The sequence below is a fragment of the Aliikangiella coralliicola genome, from assembly GCF_007004725.1.
Taxonomy (GTDB): domain Bacteria; phylum Pseudomonadota; class Gammaproteobacteria; order Enterobacterales; family Kangiellaceae; genus Aliikangiella; species Aliikangiella coralliicola.
Genome location: NZ_ML660172.1, coordinates 210397 through 234916 on the forward strand (window position 1 = coordinate 210397; position 24520 = coordinate 234916).

The 24520-nt window shown below is 42.8% G+C and carries 15 protein-coding genes; 10 read left to right on the plus strand and 5 right to left on the minus strand.

Features of this window, described 5'->3' with window-relative positions:
* The first annotated feature begins 233 nt into the window (after nt 1–233).
* From FLL46_RS25765 to FLL46_RS25780, 4 genes are all read left to right on the plus strand, one after another.
* The gene (locus FLL46_RS25765; protein WP_142935132.1) at nt 234–2462 is read left to right on the plus strand and encodes a hypothetical protein; all 2229 of its coding nucleotides are present in this window, start codon (nt 234–236) and stop codon (nt 2460–2462) included.
* A 130-nt stretch (nt 2463–2592) separates the two neighbouring features.
* Nucleotides 2593–3747 (plus strand): protease SohB, encoded by a 1155-nt coding sequence (gene sohB, locus FLL46_RS25770; protein WP_142935134.1) that lies wholly within the window; start codon nt 2593–2595, stop codon nt 3745–3747.
* 151 nt (nt 3748–3898) lie between these two features.
* The gene (locus FLL46_RS25775) at nt 3899–4573 is read left to right on the plus strand and encodes a thiopurine S-methyltransferase (protein ID WP_142935136.1); all 675 of its coding nucleotides are present in this window, start codon (nt 3899–3901) and stop codon (nt 4571–4573) included.
* Nucleotides 4574–4730: 157 nt separating this feature from the next.
* Entirely contained in the window at nt 4731–6668 is a 1938-nt protein-coding gene (locus FLL46_RS25780) for a S9 family peptidase (protein WP_142935138.1), read from the plus strand.
* Nucleotides 6669–6722: 54 nt separating this feature from the next.
* On the opposite strand, the gene FLL46_RS25785 is transcribed toward FLL46_RS25780, so the two are convergent.
* From FLL46_RS25785 to astA, 3 genes are all read right to left on the minus strand, one after another.
* The gene (locus FLL46_RS25785; RefSeq protein ID WP_210418821.1) at nt 6723–8078 is read right to left on the minus strand and encodes a dicarboxylate/amino acid:cation symporter; all 1356 of its coding nucleotides are present in this window, start codon (nt 8076–8078) and stop codon (nt 6723–6725) included.
* A 125-nt stretch (nt 8079–8203) separates the two neighbouring features.
* Nucleotides 8204–9541: an N-succinylarginine dihydrolase gene (astB, locus tag FLL46_RS25790; protein ID WP_142935141.1), complete on the minus strand. Its 1338-nt coding sequence runs from the start codon at nt 9539–9541 to the stop codon at nt 8204–8206.
* A gap of 163 nt (nt 9542–9704) precedes the next feature.
* Nucleotides 9705–10724 carry an arginine N-succinyltransferase gene (gene astA, locus FLL46_RS25795; RefSeq protein WP_246119406.1) on the minus strand — a complete coding sequence of 340 codons (1020 nt, stop codon included), beginning with the start codon at nt 10722–10724 and terminating at the stop codon, nt 9705–9707.
* Nucleotides 10725–11140: 416 nt separating this feature from the next.
* On the opposite strand from astA, the gene FLL46_RS25800 reads away from it, so the two are divergent.
* Together FLL46_RS25800 and FLL46_RS25805 are read left to right on the plus strand one after the other, a co-directional pair.
* Nucleotides 11141–12346, plus strand: a complete 1206-nt coding sequence (locus tag FLL46_RS25800; protein WP_142935143.1) for an aspartate aminotransferase family protein — start codon at nt 11141–11143, stop codon at nt 12344–12346.
* A gap of 265 nt (nt 12347–12611) precedes the next feature.
* Nucleotides 12612–14345 carry a thiamine pyrophosphate-binding protein gene (locus FLL46_RS25805; protein WP_142935144.1) on the plus strand — a complete coding sequence of 578 codons (1734 nt, stop codon included), beginning with the start codon at nt 12612–12614 and terminating at the stop codon, nt 14343–14345.
* Nucleotides 14346–14487: 142 nt separating this feature from the next.
* Here the strand turns inward: FLL46_RS25805 and megL are convergent, their stop codons facing one another.
* Complete coding sequence (megL, locus tag FLL46_RS25810) at nt 14488–15693, minus strand: methionine gamma-lyase (RefSeq protein ID WP_142935146.1); 1206 nt, start codon at nt 15691–15693, stop codon at nt 14488–14490.
* Between the two features lie 411 nt (nt 15694–16104).
* A complete protein-coding gene (locus FLL46_RS25815) occupies nt 16105–16767 on the minus strand; it encodes an arylesterase (protein WP_142935148.1) in 663 nt (220 codons plus the stop codon).
* A 226-nt stretch (nt 16768–16993) separates the two neighbouring features.
* On the opposite strand from FLL46_RS25815, the gene FLL46_RS25820 reads away from it, so the two are divergent.
* The 4 genes from FLL46_RS25820 (at nt 16994) to FLL46_RS25835 (ending at nt 24488) form a co-directional block, all read left to right on the plus strand.
* The gene (locus FLL46_RS25820) at nt 16994–17722 is read left to right on the plus strand and encodes an ABC transporter ATP-binding protein (protein ID WP_142935150.1); all 729 of its coding nucleotides are present in this window, start codon (nt 16994–16996) and stop codon (nt 17720–17722) included.
* Nucleotides 17715–20216 (plus strand): ABC transporter permease, encoded by a 2502-nt coding sequence (locus FLL46_RS25825; protein ID WP_142935152.1) that lies wholly within the window; start codon nt 17715–17717, stop codon nt 20214–20216. The genes FLL46_RS25820 and FLL46_RS25825 overlap by 8 nt, the downstream gene beginning before the upstream one ends.
* Nucleotides 20217–20578: 362 nt before the next feature.
* Nucleotides 20579–23239, plus strand: a complete 2661-nt coding sequence (topA, locus tag FLL46_RS25830; RefSeq protein ID WP_142935154.1) for a type I DNA topoisomerase — start codon at nt 20579–20581, stop codon at nt 23237–23239.
* A 217-nt stretch (nt 23240–23456) separates the two neighbouring features.
* Nucleotides 23457–24488 (plus strand): quinone-dependent dihydroorotate dehydrogenase, encoded by a 1032-nt coding sequence (locus FLL46_RS25835; RefSeq protein WP_142935156.1) that lies wholly within the window; start codon nt 23457–23459, stop codon nt 24486–24488.
* Nucleotides 24489–24520 lie beyond the last annotated feature (32 nt).

Genomic DNA, 24520 nt, shown 5'->3' on the forward strand with positions numbered 1-24520 from the left:
TCTGAACACTTGCTATTCATAGTCGAATATGAGTAGGATTGGCTCTGGATTAGTAGTGATCCGACGAGTCGGTACTACTTTATAGTATAAACATAATGATAAGCAGGATTGCTTTAAGATCAATCGATTCCGCGAGATTTTCAATTGGTACCTTCAATTGAGACAATTTCCGACGGGTGTTTTGATTAATACGCGACTGCATTCCTCACTTTTGCCTCTATTGGGAGATATACATGAATAAGCTCGTTTTGGGACTTACCATAGCAAGCGTGCTGGGGTTATCCGGGTGTGACGATAGCCCGAAAGAGCCTGTCGTTCCTGCAGGAACCGTCGGTTCCGGTGGAGCAGGTGGTGTGGCATTAACTAAACCAGTGTTTGCGCCTAGTACCGGAAGTATCCCTTTGCCGAATGATCTACTTTTTTCCGGCACCACGAATTTAACATTGAATCCGCCGGTTGCGGATCCAGCAAATTTTAGCGACCCATTAGTTGCTGCGAGCTCAATTGATGGATGGTCTGCAACAGCACCCTTTAGTTTTTCTTTTTCCAATACCGATAATGTTGACATCAATCCTGCTTCAGTTGTTCCCGGAACAACCGTTCGCATGTACGAAGTTAGTGTTAACCGACCTGAAGCGCTCCCCGGTACGGGTATCCCTGTTCCAACAGGGCCAGTGACTGGCGTAGTCAGAGAGTTAACCGCCGGCACTGATTTTGTTGCCAGTTATGCCGGTCCTTTGACTGTTGCGGTTTTACCGTTGCGTCCATTGACACAACAAGCTTCATATATGGTCGTTGTTACCAACGGCGTTACCGATGCGAATGGAAATCCGATAATTGCTGATGGTCAATATGCTGTTGCTAAAACAGAAGATCCTATTCCCGCCGGTTTGCCCACTTCGCCATTAGAGCCAGTGCGTCTGTTAGTTAATGCAATGGAAAATGCAGCAGATGCGGCGGGTCAGCCTAAAGAAAATATTATGTTGAGCTTCCAGTTCACAGTTCAATCTGTGGGTGAGGTTATTTCAACTTCAAAGTTGGTTTACATTGACGCGCCTTTTGCGGCTGGTGCACCACCAAGATCGAGTTTTAGTTCCCTTATGACTGATACTGCGCCTTTTACTACCATTGGTGCGGCAGATTTATATAAAGGTGAAGTCGATCTCAACTATTATTTGACTGCGCCAGATAGTTTAGGCAATCAAGGTCATCCTGGCGTTGCAAATCCACTTTCTGTGTTACAGGATTTCTTCAGGGGCGCAGCGCAAATTCCTGACGGACAGGGCGGGGCAGTCGCTAATCCTTTTGCTGGTGATGTGACTACTTATGCTAATCGTTTAGCTGCGGTGACGGGCCAGGAAACTGCACCATTGTTAGTTTCGATGCCTAAAACGGCGTTAGGCTGCGTGAAACCTGCAGGTGGTTATCCGGTGATGATTTTTCAGCATGGGATTACCTCTGACCGAACTTCGATGTTAGGAATAGCCGATACGATGGGGGCACCACCTACCTGTACTGCAGTGATTTCAATGGATTTACCTATTCACGGTATTGCCGCAGACAATCCTGTTCATTTAGGCTTGCAACAAGCGACTGGTGGCTTGATCGGAATATTTGAAGGGTATGCTGCCGGCGGCGTTCGTGAGAGAACCTTTGGGGTTGACTACGTTAACAATATTACCAGACTCCCTCATCAACCAGGTGAAATACCTGATGGTCCAGATCCATCGGGTGCACACACTATTAATCTAACCAACTTGTTGGTGTCGCGAGATAATGGTCGTCAGGCAATTCTAGACTTGTTGACGCTCGAAAAAGCGATTCCTGCGATGGATGTTGATGGTGATATGGTGCCGGACTTTGATGCCACTCAAGTAAAGTTTATGGGGCATTCATTAGGTGGAATCGTCGGCACTGGGTTTTTAGGACATTCAGACTTGGTCGAGTCAGCTGTGTTAGCTAATCCATCAGGCGGCATCGCACTTATGCTTGATGCATCGCCGACTTTTGGGCCAACCATTCGAGCTGGGCTTGCGGCTAACGGCGTTGAAGCAGGTACGCCTGACTATAATTTATTCCTGTTTGCTACTCAAACGGTTATCGATACGATGGACCCTGCAAGCACTTCAGCATTTGCAGTGGCCAACGGTGTACCGACGCTTATGTTGCAAGCAGCTAACGATCAGGTAATTCCTAATTTTGTTGCCACAGCACCTCAATCCGGAACCACACCGCTGGCGGCATATATGGGTTTAACTAATTTAACAGCAACTGAGGCAGGTGCTGTCGCTGGCGAGCGGTTCTTTTCAAGATTTAACGCTGGTGGACATTCATCGGTACTATCGCCGGCAGAAAATGCTGAGATAACTGCAGAGATGCAAAAACAGATCGCCAGCTTCCTTTCCTCTCCTACAGGAACTAAGGCTGTATTGGTTAGTGATCCATCATTGCTGTTACCCTAAGCATTGATAAATTCAATAAAAGCCTCCACTAACTGTGGGGGCTTTTTTGTTTATTCGGAGCAGTTTTTCCCGTAGAATCAGGCGGTTTTGGCTAGGTAATCGGCCGATAATTGAAAACTAGAGGTGATTTTTGGACTTTTTAATTGAATATGGCATGTTTCTCGCGCAAGCAGTCACGATTGTGATTGCAATAATTGTTGTTATCGCTGCAATCGCCAATGCGGGACAAAAAAACAAAAAGCATCTGGAAGGACATATTGAAGTGACCAATCTTTCAGAGGAAATTGAAGATGTAAAAGAGGGAATGTTAAAGGAGCTGTTAAGCGAAGATGAATATAAAGTTTTATTGAAGAAAAATAAAAAGAAAGAAAAAGAAGAGCAAAAGCTCAATAAGAAAAAAGCCAAAGCGCTGGCAAAAGATAAAGAAGCGGCTAAAGATGTCGCAGATAAAGTTGATGAACAAGCTTCGTCAGAAAAAGCAGAAGACGAATCTGCTGAGCAAAGTGAAGAGACAGACGATACCAAATCGCGAATTTTTGTTCTTAACTTTGACGGTGATGTTGAAGCTTCAGCGGTTGAAAATTTAAGAGAAGAAATTACTGCAGTTATCATTGCAGCAGACCCAGGCGATAAAGTGTTAGTTAAAGTAGAAAGCCCCGGTGGTCTGGTTCATGCCTATGGATTGGCGGCTTCACAGTTAACTCGAATAAAAGATGCTGAACTAGAGTTGATTGTTGCCGTTGATCAAGTTGCGGCTTCTGGCGGTTATATGATGGCTTGTGTTGCGGATAAGATTATTGCTGCGCCTTTTGCCGTTGTTGGTTCTATTGGCGTTGTTGCCGAAATTCCAAACTTCCACCGTTTGTTAAAACACAATAAAGTTGATTATGAACAACATACAGCAGGCGAGTACAAACGTACCTTGACCATGTTTGCTGAAAATACCGACGATGCACGTAAGAAATTTAAGCAAGAATTGGAAGAAACCCATGATTTGTTTAAAGATTTTATTATTCAAAACCGTGAAAAACTTGATATTGAAAAAGTTGCCACCGGCGAACACTGGTATGGCACCACAGCACTTAAGTTGGGATTAATTGATGAAATTCAGACCAGTGACGACTTCATAATCAAGTTTGCCAAAGAGGCTGATATTTTTGAAATTACATTCCGAATGAAAAAGCCACTCGCAGAGCGATTGTCATTTTCAGTTCAATCAGCCGTTGGAAAAGCCTTAATGGGGATTTGGCAGAAAGGTTTAGAGTCTCGACTTTTTAAAAGTTAATTTGAGGCCCAGAAGTAATCTGAGCGGTTACTTTTGGGCTGATAACTCTCTCTACGGAAGTTCTTAAAGCTCACTTCGCGTGTATTATTTCTATGCGTTAGCGCATTTATAGCACTGTCAGGTAAACACTAATTAATCTAGGAGTGAGTTTATGGAAGCCCAATTCTGGCTGGATAAGTGGAAAAAACAGGAAACCGGCTTTCACCTGGAGCAAATTCACCCATTACTCAAGAAGTTTTATCCAGATGTATTTTCCCCTTCAAAAGGTGTTTTTGTACCTTTGTGTGGAAAAACGAGCGACTTAACATTTTTCGCTGAAAAAGGGAGCTATACTTTAGGGTGTGAGTTAAGTGATATTGCGGTTCAGGCTTTTTTTAAGGAACAAAAAGACACTGCACAGATTAATCAGGTTGGCCGCTTCAGTTGTTTTCGCAGTACACGCTTTGTTAACGAAAATAACCGCCAGGCTAATATCGATATTCTGATCGGTGACATTTTTGATTTAAACCAAGCGCTATTAACTGAATGTGCTTCAATATACGATAGAGCGGCGTTGATTGCGTTGCCAGAAAGCTTGCGAAAAGATTATGTCAGACAAATTCGTTCTTTGATGACATCCGCTAAAATGTTACTTATCACCTTGGAATATCCGCAAGTTGAAATGGATGGCCCGCCTTTTTCTGTTGCAAGCGATGAAGTGAGCGAGCTTTTTCAGTTTGCAGAAGTGTCCCGTGTTTATTGCCAGAATATTTTATCGAAAGAACCGAAGTTTGTTGCAAGAGGTTTATCTTATTTAAATGAATGTGCTTATGTTATTAGTTGGTAAATATTTCTTGTTGGTAAAGACTCCTAGTTGGTAGAGATTTCAATTGGTATTATCCATCTATCAATAAAAAAATGTAGGTTGGTCAATAAACCGCTAAACAAGCCATTTAATATATCGAATACCAGGTTTTAAAATTCAGAATCAAGAGTTAAAAATAATGAAGTTAACTAAGCCTTATGGAAGTTGGAAATCCGATTTAACCGCAGATGTGTTAGCCCACAAAGGCAAGCGGTTTGGACACATGACATTAGATAACGGTTCTCTCTATTGGTTGGAGGTAAGAGCCTCTGAGAAAGGCCGTGGCGTGCTGATGCGCAGTAGCAGTGACAACCTTTGCGAGGAAGTTCTGCCGTCAGAGATTAGCGTTCGGACTAAAGTGCATGAATACGGTGGCGGTGATTTTCTGGTCGCTGATGGAAAGGTTTATTTTTCCAATGCCGAGGATAATCGCGTGTATCTATTTAGTGATGGAAAGCTCGCTGCAATTACACGGAAAAATGAAGCGTATGAAGAAAGATACGCAGATTTTTTCCTCGATTCACAGCAAAAATATTTATTAGCAGTGAGAGAAAGCCACAAAGAAAGTGGTGTGGTCAATGAGCTCGTTAATATCGTTATTGAGTCTGGCGAGATCCAGGTTCTTCATAGTGGGTTTGATTTTTATAGCTTCCCAAGATTGAGCCCGCAGGGACATCGTCTTTGTTGGACTTGCTGGAATCAGCCGGATATGCCGTGGGATTCTGCCGAGCTCTGGCTGGCGGACTTTCACCCTGAAGCCGGAACAATTGATGCCAGTCATCGAGTGACCGGCGGTGGTACCGATTCTGTCTTTCAGCCTTCGTGGAGTAGTGAAGGCATATTGCATTACATTTGCGACAAAAGCGGCTGGTTAAATATTTATAATCATAGTGACGGCGTGTTAAATGCGCTAACGCCTATTGACCGTGATTTCGGTGTCCCTCAGTGGATTTTTGGATTGGGCACTTACGTTATCACTAGTGATAACAGTTTGTATGCATTGAGCTTTGAAGCCGGGCAACAGCAACTATGCCATATTGAACCTGATTCCGGTCACATTGAACCCGTTGCTCTCCCATTTAAGCATTTTGAAGGACAGTTGTTAGGTGATGATAAGTCACTCTACTTTTGTGCTGCTGGACCGGCGATGGAAGTGGCCATGTATCGTTATGATATTCAGCAAAAGAAATATTTCGCATTAACCGAGATTTCTCCGTTTCCCTTGCCTGCAGATGATATCAGTATTGCCGAAGCAATCAGCTTTGAGTCCTTTAATAATCGTCAATGCCACGCTTTTTATTATCCACCGGCGAGTAGTCGTTTTCAGGGCCCTGAAGAGACTTGTCCACCTTTGATTGTTATGAGCCATGGCGGACCTACTTCCTTCAGCGATAATTCATTGAGCCCGGCTATTCAATTCTGGACCAATCGAGGTTTTGCCGTTGTTGACGTTAACTATGGCGGTAGTACCGGTTATGGGAAAAAATATCGAGAATTCTTAACGGGAAATTGGGGAGTCGTCGATGTTGAGGACTGTGTTGCTGCAGCCAATCATTTGGTAGAAAAGAAGCTCGCTGATAAAAATGGATTGCTAATTCGAGGTGGTAGTGCAGGTGGTTACACGACACTTTGCGCGTTAACTTTTTTCGATGTGTTTACGGCTGGAATGAGTCGCTATGGGGTTTCTGACCTTGAATCTCTTGCCTCAGATAGTCATAAATTTGAGGCGCGTTACCTGGATAAATTGGTTGGGCCTTACCCTCAAGAAAAAGCTCGCTATCAAGAGCGATCACCGATTCATCAGACTGATAAATTGTCATGTCCGATTTTATTGTTACAGGGTGCTGACGACAAAGTTGTTCCGCCGAATCAGGCCGAGCTGATGGTAGAAGCGCTTGAGAAAAAGAAGATCCCTTACAGTTATATTTTGTTTGAAGGGGAAGGACATGGTTTCAGACAGGCTGAAACCATTATTCAGGCATTTAATGCTGAGTTGGATTTTTATCGAAAAATTTTAGGTATTCAATCTGAAGAGAAAATATCGGAAGTCGAAATCCACAATTTTGTTTCTTCATGAAAAGTGTATTTTAACCCAGTCTGAGGTCACTAATGCTGACCTCAGATCTTATCATTACCTATCTTGAGCAGCTGATACAGTTTCGGCTAATTCTTTCTCAGTTGCTTCGTCGATATGAGTTTCATCGACGTCAAATGCACCGGCATCAGGATCATCGAAAATACTCGTATCGAGTTTGCCTTCACTCTTTGCAACAACACTTGAGACAACTGCATCACCTGATACATTGACGGCCGTTCGAACCATATCAAGTAATCGGTCAACGCCGAGAATTAATCCTATGCCTTCCATCGGTAATCCCACTTGGGCAAAAACCATCGATAGCATGATCAAACCAACGCCGGGTACACCGGCAGTGCCAATTGAAGCTAGCACTGACATCAGAATAACTGTGAGATAGCCCGCGATGCCTAAATCGACATTGTACACGTTTGCAATAAATACGGTCGCGACCCCTTGCATAATGGCCGTTCCATCCATATTAATCGTTGCGCCAAATGGAACGGTGAATGAAGCAACTGAGTTGTTAACTCCCATTCTTTCGGTCACTGTCCTTAGTGTCACCGGAATGGTTGCGTTGGAACTCGATGTACTGAAAGCGAATATTTGGGCATTACGAATTTTTTTCAAAAAGACTAGTGGATTTAGCCGAGAGAAAACGAATAAAACTGTTTGCAAGGTCACAAACAAATGAAATAGCAAGACGCCAATTAAAACCAACACATAACCAATAAGTTCGATGAGCAAGTCTACGCCGAGATTCGCCATTGCCTTCGCCAATAAACAGAAAACGGCATAAGGAGCTAGAGACATGACAAGACCGACCATTTTCATCATCACTTCATTTAATATTTCGACATTGGAGACGAGTCCTTTGGCTTTTTTGCCAACGAGTAAAATGCTGATGCCAACTAAAATTGAAAAGAAGATAATAGACAGCATTTCTGATTCAGCCATTGCCTGAATCGGATTGGTTGGAATAATTTTAATCAGAACCTCTGATAGTGCGGGGGCGTCTTTACCGGTAAAAGTCGATTCTGTAACAGCATTCATTCCTTCACCAATGCCGATACTTGCGGAAATGATAATCGCGGTGGCAATCGCTATAGCGGTAGTTAACATATAAAGAGCAAAGGATTTTGTGCCGATCCTACCAAGCAATTTAATATCGCCAATGCCACAGACACCACAAATTAACGAGAAGAAAACTAGAGGAACAACGAGCATTTTCAGGGCGTTGACGAACATTTTTCCGACAACATGGAACAACCCATTCACGATGTATTCGTTAATAAATGAATCCGCCATCATTAACGATCCATTCATCAGAAATATGTCGGTCCAGTTAATTCCAAGCCCGACGATCAACCCAAGCACCATCCCAATTAATACTTTTGTGGTCAAATTCATTATTCTTCTCATTTTTGCTTTAAATAATAACGAATTAGATTAACAGTTTCAGATTTGAAACAAAAGGCTTGAAATAAGAAGAGGGGCGGAACAAGCGTCCCGCCGATTTTTGAAAGGGTTATCAATTAAAGCTGAAAAGGATAAACAGAACCCAGGTTCAAGATTTTAGTCAGCTCATCAAGCGCTGTGCGAGATTCGACTAACAGCTGCGGATCAGCTAAATCTTTTTCAGTTAAGCTGTCTCGATAATGTTTTTCAACCCATGCCGATAGCGTTGCATATAGCTCATCGGTAATAAAAACCGATTGATTCGCTGCGGCAATTTCTGATTCATTCAAGACAACACGTTGACGCAAACAGGCAGGACCACCACCATTACGCATACTCTGTTTAACATCATAGATTTTAACTTCTTTAATCGGGTTATCTTGGGCAACAACTGCTTCCAGGTATTGACGTACATTGTCATTTTCCTGGCACTCTCCCGGAGCGATAATCGCCATATGGCCTGGCGATAATGTGACTAATTGGCTGTTAAATAAATAGGAGTTCACCGCATCTTCAACGCTCACTGCCTCAGCCGGTACTTTCACAAAATGAAGCTGCTGATCGCCAAAGGCGGTCTGTAAATCGTTCAGTACTTGCTCAGTATTCAGGAAAGCATTTTCGTGATAAAACAAACAATCCTGGTTACCGACCGAAATGACGTCGTTGTGGAAGACACCAGCGTCAATCACATCGGGATGCTGCTGCGCGTAAACTGTTTTGTTCGGATTCAGTTGATGCAATCGGGCAATCGCTTGAGAGGCTTCATAAGTTTGTCTTGCCGGATACTTTACCGGTGCAGGTTTGTTGTTATCAAAAGCGTATTTGCCAAACACAAAAAACTCTACACCCGCACTGTTATATGCATTGCAGAAACGAGTGTGATTGGCCGCACCCTCATCTCCAAAATGATCGCCAAGTGGTAATGGTTGATGATGTGCAAAGTATTTCTCATCGGCAAAAATTGCACTTAAAACCCTGGAGGTTGTTGGTGATTCAATAGACCGGTGGAATTTATTCGACAAGTTTGCGGCGGTAAAATGAACCTTACCATCGGCAGCATCTGCGCTAGGAGAAACCGTGCAGGCATTGGCGGTCCACATGCTTGAGGCCGAGCAGGTTGCAGCGTAAACGGCTGGCGCTTGCTCGGCTGCTTGTTTGATGACTTCTGCATCACTACCGGTAAAACCCAACTGGCGTAAAACGTAAACATCGGGACGTTCAAGGGGTGGCAGAACCGCCTGTTTTAGACCCATGTCAGACAAAGCTTTCATCTTTGCCAACCCTTGCAGGGCACCTTGTTTCGGGCTTGACGCTTGGTCGGCATTTTTCAGCGATGCGACGTTTCCAACCGATAAACCCGCGTAGTTGTGAGTTGGCCCAACCAGGCCATCAAAATTAACTTCAAAGGCTTGCATATCATTACTCTTTCTAAAATTTTGTGAAACTTACAAACGTGGTCACTTTGGTTAAGTGGAAGACCTTTCACTTATAAAGAACAAGGTTTTGCTGGTAAGAAACACAAAACCTGATTCATAAAACACGAATGTCTTAAGAGATTTTAGTCGAATTCAGCTGGAATCAGTAAAATCTTACGCGGATACTATCACCGTTTTTAACTTGCAGCGCTTCAGCCATTTCCGCGCTAATGGTAATTTTATGTTCCACCGGCGGTGCCAGTTTGGCAAGACAAGCTCTAAAAGATTTGAGTTCTGTGTTGCTCACTAGCGCATTAGTCATCCCCTGGGTTGGGATTTCGCCAATTTGCACTTCGAGTTCGAAACTTTCATTGACCGTGCGAACCTCTGAAACTGGCGCTTCAATGGTTGGGCCACCGTCAAAAATATCGACATAGCCTGTGTAGCGGAGACCTTCCGCTTTCAACATTTGTACCGCTGGTAGTGTTTGCGGATGGACTTCACCCAGTACCGCTTGTGCTGCTTCGCTCAACATTGGTACATAAACCGGATGGTGAGGCATAAGCTCTGCGATAAATTGATTGTTTCCTTCGCCATTTTCTCGATCAGCAGTTTCAAAGTCGACACCAAAAAAGTGGCGCCCAACGCACTCCCAAAAAGGAGAGTGGCCACTGTCATCAGATACGCCTCGCATTTCTGCTACAACCCGATCACCGAACCGCTGTGGAAATTGTGCCATAAATAGAAATCGACATTTAGACAATAATATCCCGTTACCACCGCCACGAAAGTCTGGTGACAAGAACAGCGTACAAATTTCAGATGCCCCTGTGAAGTCGTTGGTAAGGGTCAAAAAGTTTAGCTTTCGATACATGTCCATTGATTTCGAATAATGGACTTCCGTATTCAATTTGTAGGTATAAAATGGCTGTGTACTACCGACAGCTGCGACCACACCGCTGGTTCCGACAACTTGACCCGTTGCGCTGTCTTCAAGCACAAACAAGTAACATTCGGCCGAAGGTTCTCCCTCCGATTTGTCGAATGCATAAATTGAATCGTTAATTTTATCTTCCAGGTGGGCCCGACTGTGGGGGAGGGTCGTTAAACCAGTACCTGTTCTTCCCGCTAAAGCGACAATGTCATCAAGATCATCCATCTTTACCGGACGAATTACCATCATAAACCAAACTCTCCTGATTGTTGTCTCATGGATATTTGCAAAAGAGCAACATTATACGCAGGTTTTATGCAGAAGGTAAAAGTCATTTCCTGTTTCAGATCAAGTCGTTATTTCGATATTCTGTTATCTTAATTAAGTTGCTGATTTTTATGAAAAATATAACAAGTACCATTAAGCTTTCGGCTAACTTGAGAGGTTAATATTTAACTTGAAATAAGGCTTGGTGTCGCTAAGAAAGAGCCTCTAAATGGGGGGAGTGAGTATAATATTCACAAAAAAAAATTAGGTTGAAAACTGGAAACTCCCCGGAAAATTAGCGATGATACGCCCAGTAAAAAAGCCGAACACATTGGGATCTGTTGACGTTGCGCAAAGCGTTGATAGAGCCTGACACTAAAAAGTATAGGATTAATAAAATGACAAATGTATCTCGGGAAACCTTTGACGAAGTAATGGTTCCCAATTATTCACCATTGAAAATCATTCCGGTAAAAGGCGAAGGTTGTAAACTCTGGGATAAAGATGGCACCGAGTATATTGATTTTGCTGGTGGAATTGCGGTAAACGCTTTGGGTCATTGTCATCCAGAATTAGTGGCTGCGCTCAAAGAGCAAGGTGAAAAGTTATGGCATTTGAGTAATGTCTTTACTAATGAGCCCGCACTGGAACTTGCTCAAAAGCTGGTTGACGGTACCTTCGCAGACCGAGTTTTCTTTGCCAATTCAGGTGGGGAAGCTAATGAAGCAGCATTTAAACTAGCCAGAAAGTACGCGTCAGAAAATTTTGGCCCTGAAAAGAACGAGATTATTTCTTTCAAACAATCCTTTCACGGACGTACATTATTTACAGTAAGCGTCGGTGGTCAGCCAAAATACACCCAAGGATTCGAGCCGCTCCCACAAGGAATAACCCATCTGGAATATAACAATATTGAAATGTTGGAGAATGCGGTTTCAGAAAATACCTGCGCTATCGTCTTAGAGCCTGTGCAGGGAGAAGGCGGTATCATTCCAGCAGACAAAGCATTTGTAGAAAAGGTAAGAGAGCTTTGTGATAAGTACGATGCGGTCATGATTCTCGATGAAATTCAAACAGGTATGGGTCGAACTGGTGAGTTATTCGCTTATATGCTCCATGGAATCGAGCCTGACGTGTTGACTAGTGCAAAAGCGTTAGGCGGCGGTTTTCCGATTGGCGCTATGCTGGCAAAACAAAAATTTGCTGACGCGCTGAAAATAGGGACTCACGGTAGCACTTATGGTGGTAATCCTTTAGGTTGTGCGGTTGCCAGCAAAGCTTTCGATATTATTAGTAACCCTGCAGTCTTAACTGGTGTTAAAGAAAAGCGTGTTTTGTTTGAAACTAAATTGCAGATGATTAATGAAAAGTATGAAGTTTTCGATGAAGTACGCGGCGAAGGTTTGTTAGTCGGTGCGGCGCTTAATGAGAAATATTTAGGTCGCGCCCGAGATTTTATGGTAGCGGCTCTTGAGCAAAACCTGATGATTTTAATGGCTGGTCCAAATGTTGTTCGTATGGCACCTTCTTTGCTGGTTTCAGAAGCTGAAATTGAGCAAGGCATGGCGGCGTTAGAAAAAGCGGTTGCCAAGGTTGTTGCCTAGTATTTTAGGCTGAATTTAATATTCGATCACTTTCTTTGTAATCAGGTAAAAGGCAGCTTCGGCTGCCTTTTCTTTTTCTACTATTTCTTCAATACAATCACTCCAAATTCAAATATTTCACATCTACAATTGGGATTTATTATAGAGAAGTTCGCATAACAAATTGATCTTAATGGAAAATATCGTCAATTTGAGCTAAAAACAGTAGATTGATGTTGGAAACTTGCCGCTAAGATCGAGTATCAAGGTGGTACTGGGAGAGAAAATGAAAAAGACAGGCGCCTGGCTGGCTCGTTACGCGTTAGAGCAATTACCGATTAGTCACACATTCGGGATCCCGGGCGTCCATAACACCGAGTTGTACGATGAATTAAACGCGTCGGAAATTATTCAACCGGTTTTGGTCACCCACGAAGGTTGCGGCGCCTTTATGGCTGATGGCATGAGTCGAGTCAGCGATAAAATTGGCTGTTTGTTAATAGTGCCTGCTGCTGGTGTTACCCATGCCGCCAGCGGTATCGGCGAAGCATTTCTTGATGGAATACCAATGCTTATTATTTCAGGAGGGATCCGTTCTGATTCTCAATATGGCTATCAGCTTCATGAAATGGATCAGCACAAATTATTGGAACCTATCACCAAGAAAACATTTAAAGTTGAGTCCCATGATATGGTTGTCCCAACAATTTTTGAAGCATACGCCATTGCAGTTGACGGTGAGCCGGGACCGGTGTTTGTAGAAATTCCGGTTAACATTCAATTAGATCGAGGAGAAGCGATTAATTTACCCGAATTCGTTAAGACGCGACATGAGTATTCCATCGACCAAATTGCCGTTGATCAGGCAATCGCATTATTTGATGCAGCGAAATCACCGGGGATATTTGTCGGTTGGGGAGCGGTTGACGCAACTGAAAATATTCGTCAAATCGCAGAACATCTTGGTGCGCCGGTTGCTACGACTCTTCAAGGCATCAGCAGTTTTCCAGCTGATCATCCATTACACACCGGGTTCGGGTTTGGTCCTGCTTCTGTGCCTGCGTCAAAAATTGCATTTGATGGTTGTGACTGTTTACTCGCAATCGGCACCCGGTTCGGTGAAATTGCCACGGGAAGTTACGGCGTGACGGTTCCCAAAAACTTGATCCATATTGATATTAATCCAAAAGTTTTTAATCGTAATTATCCCGCTAGAGTTTCGTTGCAGGGAGACGCTAAAGAAATTACTCGGATTTTGCTGGATAAACTGCATTTTGCCGTGCCAAAACGAGATTGCCATGCATTGGAAAAGCAGATAGCTGAAGATAAAAAGTCTTATCGAATTTCTTGGCAAGAGTCTGACAAGGATGATGTAGTTAACCCGGTACGCTTTTTTGACGAACTCAGAATGTTAATTGATGATGATTCAATTGTCGTTGTTGATGACGGCAATCACACATTTTTAACTGCTGAACTATTACCAATTCACCAGCCAAAAGGCATGATTTCGCCGACCGACTTTAATTGCATGGGGTACGCGGTGCCCGCAGCAATTGGTGCAAAAATCGCCCAACCGGAAAAACAGGTGGTCAGTATTGTCGGTGATGGCGCTTTTTTGATGACGGCGATGGAGCTTGCAACTGCGTCAAAAAATGAAATTGCAACCATCAACTTTATTTTTAGCGATGGTGAGCTTTCCCAAATTTCTCAGGCACAACAAAAGTCTTATAACCGAACGACTTGCACCGAATTGGTATCGGTTAAAATCAAAGGGATTGCCATGGCAACGGGCGCTGAGTATTTAACCATCAACAACAATACAGAAATCGCTGCTGCTATCAGTAAGGCTTTAGAGCTGGCTGAACAAAACAAGCCCGTAATCGTCGATGTTAATATCGATTATTCCAGGCCGACAAGTTTCACTAACGGTGTGGTAAAAACGAATATTAAACGGTTACCTTTTGACACTAAAGTGCGAATGATCGGGCGTGCCGTCTACCGAAAAGTGCTTAAAAAATAAGCGACTAAAAAACTAAGGAACTAAAAAATAATAATACTTTCGATTGTTTTTCTCTGAAACCCTGACCATCATTCCCGAGTTTTGGGGATAATGGTCATAAATGAAAGTTTCAGGTTAGTTTTGATGAGCTGTCAGATTAAAATTAGCTAACTTGCTTAATCCGCTTATCCATTTTTTCCAATGCCTGAGTTAAATCGCAGATAATATCTTCAATATTTTCTAAACCGACAGACAGTCGAACCAGTGTTTCACTGATTCCCGCAGAAGCGCGTTCTTCTTCTTCATAAGGAGAGTGGGTCATTGACGCCGGGTGCTGAATCAATGATTCTGCATCACCGAGACTTACTGCGATTGAGCACATTTCGAGACTATTCATAAAGGCGACTGCGTCATCAAAGGTTCCTTCAATCTCAAATGCCATGATACCGCCGCCGGCCTGCATTTGCTTGCCGATGAGTGGGAACCCCTGGTGCGATGGCAACCCTGGATAGTTAACACAGCGAATACGTGGGTGGGTTTCCAGAAATTCTGCGACTTTCTGAGCATTGCTACAATGGCGTTCAACGCGCACTGAAAGGGTCTTTAGTCCACGGATAATTAACCAGGCATCATTCGGGCTCATGACTGCCCCCATATCCTTCAGCGTCGTTAATTTAATATTTTCAATTTGCTCTTTGCTACCGCAAGTAATACCGGCAATTACGTCACCGTGTCCGTTCAGGTATTTAGTTGCGCTATGGATAATTAAATCGATACCAAATTCAGCAGGGGTTTGTAGTGCAGGCGACATAAAAGTGTTGTCGACGATACTCACTAACTGGTGTTCTTTCGCGATGCTTGTGATTTTGGCGATATCAATGATAACCAGATTTGGATTGATTGGGGTTTCAAAGTAAATAACTTTCGTATTTGGTTTTATCGCTGCTCTGATAGCTTCTTCGTCAGTCATGTCCACAAAAGAGACTTCAATGCCGAATTGTGGAAATTTGTGATTGAGCAGGGCAAAGGTGCAGCCGTATAAAGCGGCCGAAGCGACAATATGATCACCCTGGCTGAGATTAGCCAGTAATGTTGCCGAAACGGCTCCCATACCAGAGCCAAATGCTGCTGCGTCTTCGGTAAGTTCGAGTGCTGCCATACGACGCTCTAACTCTCTCACAGTTGGATTGCCCAAACGACCGTAGATAAAACCTTCTTCTTCACCCATGAAGCGCGCGGCGCCTTGCTGAACATTGTCGAAGATGAAAGTTGAAGTTTGATAAATCGGGGTACTTAGTGCGCCAAACTGAGCATCTTTTATTTTTCCTGCATGGATTGTTTTCGTTTCAACATGTTTTGAATGGGTCATTTGGCAAGCCTCTGAAGTAATAGACAGTGATATTTCTTAAATCCAGAATTCACGGATTAAATATGAGGCAAATATTGCGAATGACCTTTTATTATTCGGCAAATGAACCTCTATTCATTTTGAAAATTATACATAAAGCAGTCTAAACATCAAAATGATTCTGCTATAATTTATTTGATTGAAATTATATTAGGTTTAACTTATTTTTTGCCTAACTTAAGTTGTTCCAAACCGCATGGTTTATTTGATTATTAGGTCGGGTAGACAGGCGGAGTGATGAGTTTCATCACTCAGCCTGATTTGAGCTGTGATCACATTAGAAAAGTGTAAAGGAGAATCAAAATATCTGTTTTGAAGATAGGGGATTCCGACAGGCTAATTTCGATGAAGGTTATCCGATAGAGGTGTTGGTCATTCGGTTAACATGGGTTTCAAATGTTGCCAGACCGTCGATAAAATTAACGGTTGGCCTTTGGCATTTGGATGAATTCCGTCTGCTTGCATTAATTCTGACTTAGTTGCGACCTTCTCCAGAATAAAAGGGATAAGCTCGACCTTTTCGTGTTTGGCCAGGTCGGTATAGATCTGCTCGAATCTGCGAGTGTAAGTTCTGCCATAGTTCGGTGGGATCTTAATACCTGCAAGTAGTACCTGGCTGGAATGATTAATACTGGTCTCTATCATTTTTGACAGATTCTCGCGCGTTGTGGTCAAGTCAAAACCACGCAAACCATCGTTACCCCCTAGTTCTAAAATGACAATATCAGGCTTGCTTCTTGAAATTTGTGCCGCAAATCTTTCTAAACCCCCACTAGTCGTTTCACCGCTAATACTAGCGTTGATGACCTTGATGTTATGTCCTTGTTGGTCGAGAAAATCTTGTAACAAACTAACCCAACCTTGCTCTGTTTTTATGTTGTATGCTGCACTTAGCGAATCGCCGAAAACGAGAATACTCTTAACGTGCGACTCAGGCTGATTAGCGTTAGCTGGCTTTGATAAGATTGCTAATTGACTTGAAAATATCAGCAATAAGCCGTATATGGTATTTTTAATACTAAAATTTAGTTTCATAGGCAGCTCAAATTTTTTCGATTCAGCGATGTCTTATGTGCAACTTGCAATTAATTTAGTTACTGATTGTCTAGTTAGTTATATTTATACATATTTGTGACTATACAGAAAAATGCAAGTTCATCTGAGAAAACTGCAAATTTCAAAGAGTCGTCGTGGGCAAGATGCCGCATAAACAACAATTTATCATATTTGAACCAACTTTCTATTCTAAAAGAGCAATTAAATGTTAACAGCGATAAAACTGGGTAAACAAGTCACTACAGGCGATACTAATTTGACTATCCTGGACGATATTTCCTTCGAACTTGAAGAAGGTAAAAGCCTGGCAATTTTAGGTGAGTCAGGGTCGGGAAAGACCACATTACTCGGTTTGCTAGCTGGGCTCGATACCCCAACGGAAGGCCAGGTTTTGCTTAAAAATCAATCAATTTTTGATTTGACCGAGGAACAAAGAGCCCAATCCAGAAAAGAAAATCTGGGGTTTGTATTTCAAAGTTTTCAGTTAATCGAAGGGCTAACGGCGCTCGAAAATGTGATGATGCCGTTAGAGTTAAAAGGCGATAAACTTGCGCGAGAAAAAGCCACGGAAATGCTGCAGAAAGTTGGCCTGGGCGAAAGATTAAAACACTACTCCAATCAGCTTTCTGGCGGTGAACAACAGCGGGTTGCGATTGCCAGAGCATTTGTCACCGAACCTAAGTTATTGTTAGCCGATGAACCTACCGGTAACCTCGATACAGCAACCGGAGAAAAAATTATTGAATTGATGTTTAGTTTAAATAAAGAACTAAACACAACGCTTGTTTTAGTTACTCATGATATTCATCTTGCTGAAAAGTGTAATGAGTCATTAATTTTAAATGGCGGCAAAATTATTTCAAAAAGTTCTAATCTCGGAGGCGCAATTGTGACGCCATCAAACTCAGAACAAGAGGCGGTTGTTAATGAATAGTCAATCCCAATTGTTGACAATTGCGTGGCGAATTTTCCGGCGAGATTGGCGACGCGGTGATTTGCTCGTGCTGATTTTCGCGATGTGTATTGCGATGGCTTCTATCAGCGTTATTTATCTGACTATTGATAGAATTGAGTCAGCTACAACACGAGAAGTTGCCGATGTGTTAGGTGCTGATATTGTGGTTTCTTCTCCGCAAAAAGTCCCTGAAAACTGGTTAGCTTTCGCGGATGAACTTAAACTTGAACAAGCGACCAGCGTCGAGTTTTCCAGTGTATTATTTGCTAATGAAAAATTGCAGCTCGCTTCGATTAAAGCTGTTTCTGATAGTTACCCTCTGAAAGGACGTTTAGAAATTGCGGACTCTCCTTATCAGTCTGCAAAAATAATCAACGGTAAACCACCACGAGGAGAAGTTTGGGTTGAGCCTCGTTTATTTAGCGTTTTAAAAGTTACTAAAGGTCAGTCTCTTGAATTGGGATATTCTAATCTCAAAGTCAACGGGGCATTGATGCTGCAGCCGGGACAGGGCAGCACGCTATTTAATATTGCACCAACGGCTATCATGAATATTGATGATTTACCGGAAACAAAAATTATTCAACCCGGCAGCCGTGTTGTTTATCGTTATCTGTTTACCGGTGAACCTCAAGCGCTAAAACAATTTGCGGCAAAAATTAATTCGGAAAAAACGACCAGCCAGAGATTAGTGACTATTTTTGACGAATCTCCGGTGGCGGGATCGGCGATTACCAGAAGTAAAAAATATATCGGCTTATCAAGTTTGTTAACATTAATTTTACTTGGCGTAGCGATCGCCATGTCGGCAAATCGTTATGCTCGTAGACAGTTTGACTTAGGCGCTTTGATGCGTTGTTTTGGCATGACTAGCAACCAGGTCGTGTCTATTTTTGCGTATATTTTGCTCTTCGTTTGTGTCTTTGGTGTGGTGCTCGGTGGCATTATCGGTATCGGGTTTCAGGAAGTTGTCATTGGACTGCTCGCCAGGTGGATGACTGAAGATCTGCCGCAGGCAAATTACGCTGCACTTTCTTTGCCAGTCGCTGCAACTGTGATCATGTTATTTGGTTTTTCATTGCCATCATTATTTAGAGTTAAGCATGTTCCGCCAATGAGAGTGTTACGACGACAGTTACAACCAATGAAGTTGAGTAGTTGGTCTATTTACATTGTCTCTGCGATCACGCTTGTTTTTGTTATGTGGCTGCAGATTGGAGATATTCAATTGTTGATGAGTGTGCTTGCAGGGCTCACGATAGTTGCTATCGTGTTCGCGATAATTGCTGGAAGCTTATTGAGGCTAACAAAAAGTGCGGCAAGAAGCCAAAGCGCTGCAGTTAATTTTAGTTTACGCCAACTGAATGCTAATAAAGGGATCAGTATTCTGCATTTACTCTCGTTTAGTATCACCATTTTTGTGATCGCATTAATCATACTGGTTAGAACTGAGCTGATGAGCAAATGGCAGCAAAGTCTTGGGGAGAATATTCCAAACCATTTTATGGTTAATGTTAAGCCGGCTGAAGTCGAAACCCTGAAAACTTTTTTTAATCAAAACAGTCTAGAAGTTTCCGGAATTTACCCAATGATAAGAGGACGGATCGTTGGAATAAATGATGAGGATATTAAAACTGCTGTTTCAGAAGAAGGGCAGAGACATAACTCTTTGCGCAGAGAACTTAACATTACCTGGTCTGATGATCTTCCAATTGGTAATAAAGTAATCGAAGGGGAGTGGAATTGGCCCGAAAAAACAGATATTCCTTTGATTTCGATAGAGGAAAAAACAGCAGAAGTGTTAGGGCTTGAGCTGGGAGATACGCTCAACTTTACCATTGGGTCGGAACCTTGGAGCGCAAAAATTGTCAGTGTTCGGTCGATTGATTGGCAAACATTTACGCCTAATTTTTATATTATTGCTAGTCCAGGCTCGCTTGAGCGGTTTAATTCTACTTACATTACTAGCTTTTTCATGCCAGCTGAACGCAAAGCTTTGCTAGCTGATTTGGTTAAGGAATATCCAAGTGTCACAGTGATAGAACTCGATCGAATTTTAGAAGAAGTACAGGGAATTATCAGTAAAGTGTCGCGCGCAGTAGAATTGATCATGATCTTTGTCGTGGTGGCCGGCATGGCGTTGTTGTGGGCATCAATGGAACACACCTTTGATGCAAAATATAAACAGTCAGCTATACTCAGAACGCTAGGCGCCAGTAAAAAGTTTATTGCCAGGAGCTTTCGTTTTGAATATTTATGGTTAGCGTTGCTTTCTTCGTCAATGGCAGTGTTAGCCGTTGAATTAATTAGTTATTTGTTATACCAGTATGTTTTCGAAATCCCTTTTGAAATTCATTGGTTGTTGTGGACTGTATTACCGATTAGCGCACTTATATTGATGCTACTAGCCTCGTGGAAAGGTGTTGAAAAAGTAACCAACCCATCGCCCTTGAGCTTAATTCGTCAAGGTTAATAAAGGTGAAGTGGTTAGCTTTTTTACCAAGCTGTTCATAAACAGACACGTTAAATTTGTTGTCGGATTTGGCGAGATTGGGAAAAAAACAAAAATAGAGGTTGACTATTTCAGGGTAGTTAGCCATAAAATAAAAAAAGAAAGCAGGGAGTTTCGCATTGTCTGGCCGGTTCATTGAGTTTTGAGAATGTCGGCAATTCAGATCGATCAACTGCTAGAATGATTGGAAGCGAATAGATAAAATGCGCCGTAACTATCAGATTTAGTATCCGTTTGGAAGTAAATCAGGCGCTCAAATTAATTTGCGTTCACGGTATTTTTAGCTAAACAATAAAAACTGTCAGGAAAATAAAATTACACCCATGGGTAAGTCATTAGTTATTGTCGAGTCTCCGGCAAAAGCCAAAACCATTAATAAGTACCTGGGAAAAGACTTTGTTGTTAAGTCGAGTGTCGGGCATGTAAGAGATTTGCCTACAAAAGTTGCTTCCGCGCCGGTCGATCCAAAAGAAAGAGCGAGAAAAGCCGCGGAAACCAGAAAACTGTCACCTGAAGCCAAGATAAAACACAAAGCAAAAGCCGCAAAAGATGCATTGTTCAAGCGTATGGGGCTCAATCCTGAAAAAGATTGGCAAGCCCGATACGAAGTGTTGCCTGGAAAAGAAAAAGTCATTAAAGAGCTTAAGTCTCATGCAAAAAATGCTGATCAAATATTTCTGGCAACGGATTTGGATAGAGAGGGAGAAGCCATTGCATGGCACCTGAGAGAAGTCATTGGTGGTGAAGATGATAAATACCAGCGTGTGGTATTTAACGAAATTACTAAAAAAGCGATTCAAGAAGCGTTTGCCCAGCCTTCTCATTTAGATATGAATTATGTCAACGCCCAGCAAACAAGGCGTTTTCTTGACCGAGTTGTCGGCTTTATGGTTTCGCCACTGCTTTGGAAAAAAGTATCGCGGGGGTTATCGGCAGGCCGAGTTCAATCAGTTGCGGTTAAACTAATTGTTGAGAGAGAGCGCGAAATTCGTGCTTTCATTCCCGATGAATATTGGACGCTTTGGGCTAATACCAACACGGCCAAAAGTGAAGCATTGCGATTAGAAGTTCGTCGTTATCAAAACGAAAAATATCGCCCTCAAAACAAACAACAAAGTGATGACCTTCAGGCAATACTGAAGCAGCATCCTTTCATTGTTGATAGTTGTGAATCAAAGCCGTCTAAAAGTCGACCAAGTGCACCCTATATAACTTCTACCCTGCAGCAAGCGGCGAGTACGCGTTTAGGCTTCAATGTTAAGAAAACCATGATGCTCGCTCAACGACTATATGAGGCAGGCTACATTACCTACATGCGTACCGATTCGACCATGCTCAGTGCTGACGCAATTGGAATGTGCCGGGATTATATTCAGGAAAATTATGGCGATAAGTACTTACCTGAAAACCCTAAACTCTATTCAAATAAAGAAGGCGCTCAAGAAGCTCATGAAGCGATTCGACCAACCAATGCAAGAACGGTTGAGAAGCATCTAAAGGGTGTTGATCAGGACGCGATTAAATTATACAACCTTATCTGGCGTCAGTTTGTTGCCTGCCAGATGACAGATGCAATTTATGATGTCACGAGTCTGGTTGTGAAGGCCGGTGAATTTAAACTGGCGGCCAAAGGTCGAGTCGTGAAGTTTGACGGTTGGACCAAAGTGCAACCGCCAAAATCGAAAAACGATGATGATGTTTTACTGCCTGAAGTAAAAGTTGGTGAAACCCTTTCTTTAGAATCACTCGATCCCAAGCAACATTTTACCAAACCATCTCCTCGCTATAGTGAGGCGGCCTTGGTGAAAGAGCTAGAAAAACGCGGTATTGGTCGACCGTCAACTTATGCTTCGATTATTTCGACCATTCAGGATCGCGGTTATGTGGTTATAAAAAGCAGACGTTTTTATGCAACAAAAATTGGAGAAATCGTCTCGGATCGTTTGGGAGAAAGTTTTAACAACTTAATGGATTATTCTTTTACTGCAAAAATGGAAGAGTCTCTCGATACCATTGCGAATGGGAATCAACCCTGGAAAAACACGCTTGATAATTTTTATCAAGATTTAAAAGCGCGATTGGAAAAAGCCGAGCAGCCCGTTGAAGAGGGCGGCATGGACAACGTTAAGTCGGTGGAAATGGACATGATTTGTCCACAATGTAACACCAACAAAATGATGATCCGCAATTCTTCCATGGGGACCTTTCTTGGCTGCAGCGGTTTTTCTTTGCCACCGAAAGAGCGCTGTAAACACACCATGAATTTGATTTCCGGCGATGAAATTGAAGCTGTTGATAAAGACGAAGAAGCAGAAAGTCGAAATTTATTATTGAAAAAGCGCTGCCCGGTTTGTGAATCGGCCATGGATAGCTTTTTGATCGATGAAGAACGTAAACTCCATGTATGTGGTAATAGCCCGACCTGTAAAGGATACCTGATTGAAGAAGGCAGCTTTAAGATCAAAGGCTATGATGGACCGATTATTGATTGCGATAAGTGTGGTTCTGAAATGCAATTAAAAGTAGGTCGGTTTGGCAAATACTTTGGTTGTACTAACGAAGAGTGTAAGAACACACGTAAATTATTGAGAAACGGTGAGCCGGCTCCACCTAAGGCAGATCCCATTCCAATGCCGCATCTGAAGTGTTTGAAAGTTGACGACCATTATATTTTACGCGATGGCGCATCTGGGATCTTTTTGGCGGCTAGCCAATTCCCTAAAAACCGTGAAACTCGCGCGCCGCTGGTGGAGGAGTTGTTAACTGTTAAGGAGCAACTAGACCCTAAACATGCCTACATGGTGACGGCGCCTGTTGCTGATCCTGATGGCAACAAAGCGATGTTCAGGTTTAGCCGAAAAGCGAAAGAACAGTATGTGACTAGCGAAAAAGACGGCAAAGCCACTGGATGGAGCGCTCACTATGTAGATGGTCGCTGGCAAGAGACTCAAAAGAAAAAAGCTGCTAAAAAGAAAAAAGCCTGATTATTCCACGGTAAACTTCCTGCGGGCGCATGGGAAACATGCGTTCGCAATTTACCTCTAATTCGGATTATTTTAATTTCCCGTCTGTCATTCGTTTTCTCAAAATGAATTCAAGTTTACTTGTTGGCACACAAGACAAACTGCTTATTGCTGGCTATAATTGCCCACCCGAAGTGGTTTCCCCGTGAAATCCAGATAAATTGACCGAATTAAAACTATGTTTCGACTATTTTACCCGCTAATCCGCTTTGTTCTGTTTCGCCTGGACGCAGAGAAAACTCATGATTTGACATTGCGGTGGTTGCGCCGAATAGAGAAGTCTGTTTTCCGTGGATTGATAACTCAATCAGTGGTTGATGATCCGATAGAGGTTTTTGGCATTCAATTTCCTAATCGAATTGGACTGGCCGCAGGACTGGATAAAAATGGAGAATGTATCGATGCATTTGCTGCGCTGGGGTTTGGGCATATTGAAGTTGGAACGGTAACACCGCGTCCACAACCAGGAAACCCTAAACCCAGATTATTCAGGTTACCCTCAAAAAATGGCATCATCAATCGATTCGGCTTTAATAACCATGGTGTCGATCAGCTAGTCGAGAATGTGAAGTCTTCAAATTTTTCAGGCGTGCTTGGCATAAACATCGGTAAGAACTTTGATACGCCAGTTGAGAAGGCCGTTGACGATTACATGATCTGTATGGAAAAAGTTTACCCATACGCTTCCTACATTACTGTTAACATTTCGTCGCCCAATACAGCCAATTTACGCCAATTACAGTTTGGCGAAGCGCTTGATGAGTTGCTGGAGGCTATCAAAAATAAACAGGCTCAATTATCCCAGACTCATGGCCGTTTGATTCCTGTGCTGATAAAAATAGCGCCTGATTTAGCTGATAGCGAAATAGAGCAAATTGCATCAAGCTTTGTTAAACATCAGGTCGACGGTGTAATAGCAACCAATACAACTTTTTCACGAGATGGCGTTGAAGGAGAAACACATGCCGACGAGCAAGGTGGGTTAAGTGGTGCACCTGTATTGAATGCGAGTACCTCCGTTCTGGAAAAGCTCGCTTTAAAAATAGACGGCGCTTTTCCAATTATCGGCGTTGGTGGTATCGATAGCGGTGACGCTGCTAAGAAAAAAATGACCGCGGGAGCTTCGTTAGTTCAAGTATACTCCGGGTTTATTTATCGAGGACCGGCCCTGGTCTCAGAAGTTGCCAAAGCACTGAAAACATCAGCGTGATTTGAAGTTTGGAGGTGATTCTCACACTCCAG

What these genes read in the sequence shown, in the direction of transcription:
- FLL46_RS25780 (WP_142935138.1), top strand. Translation starts at nt 4,731, where the DNA reads ATGAAGTTAACTAAGCCTTATGGAAGTTGGAAATCCGATTTAACCGCA.
- megL (WP_142935146.1), bottom strand. Translation starts at nt 15,693, where the DNA reads ATGACCCATTCAAAACATGTTGAAACGAAAACAATCCATGCAGGAAAA.
- FLL46_RS25765 (WP_142935132.1), top strand. Translation starts at nt 234, where the DNA reads ATGAATAAGCTCGTTTTGGGACTTACCATAGCAAGCGTGCTGGGGTTA.
- FLL46_RS25800 (WP_142935143.1), top strand. Translation starts at nt 11,141, where the DNA reads ATGACAAATGTATCTCGGGAAACCTTTGACGAAGTAATGGTTCCCAAT.
- FLL46_RS25785 (WP_210418821.1), bottom strand. Translation starts at nt 8,078, where the DNA reads ATGAATTTGACCACAAAAGTATTAATTGGGATGGTGCTTGGGTTGATC.
- FLL46_RS25820 (WP_142935150.1), top strand. Translation starts at nt 16,994, where the DNA reads ATGTTAACAGCGATAAAACTGGGTAAACAAGTCACTACAGGCGATACT.
- astB (WP_142935141.1), bottom strand. Translation starts at nt 9,541, where the DNA reads ATGCAAGCCTTTGAAGTTAATTTTGATGGCCTGGTTGGGCCAACTCAC.
- FLL46_RS25815 (WP_142935148.1), bottom strand. Translation starts at nt 16,767, where the DNA reads ATGAAACTAAATTTTAGTATTAAAAATACCATATACGGCTTATTGCTG.
- FLL46_RS25835 (WP_142935156.1), top strand. Translation starts at nt 23,457, where the DNA reads ATGTTTCGACTATTTTACCCGCTAATCCGCTTTGTTCTGTTTCGCCTG.
- FLL46_RS25775 (WP_142935136.1), top strand. Translation starts at nt 3,899, where the DNA reads ATGGAAGCCCAATTCTGGCTGGATAAGTGGAAAAAACAGGAAACCGGC.
- FLL46_RS25825 (WP_142935152.1), top strand. Translation starts at nt 17,715, where the DNA reads ATGAATAGTCAATCCCAATTGTTGACAATTGCGTGGCGAATTTTCCGG.
- astA (WP_246119406.1), bottom strand. Translation starts at nt 10,724, where the DNA reads ATGATGGTAATTCGTCCGGTAAAGATGGATGATCTTGATGACATTGTC.
- FLL46_RS25805 (WP_142935144.1), top strand. Translation starts at nt 12,612, where the DNA reads ATGAAAAAGACAGGCGCCTGGCTGGCTCGTTACGCGTTAGAGCAATTA.
- topA (WP_142935154.1), top strand. Translation starts at nt 20,579, where the DNA reads ATGGGTAAGTCATTAGTTATTGTCGAGTCTCCGGCAAAAGCCAAAACC.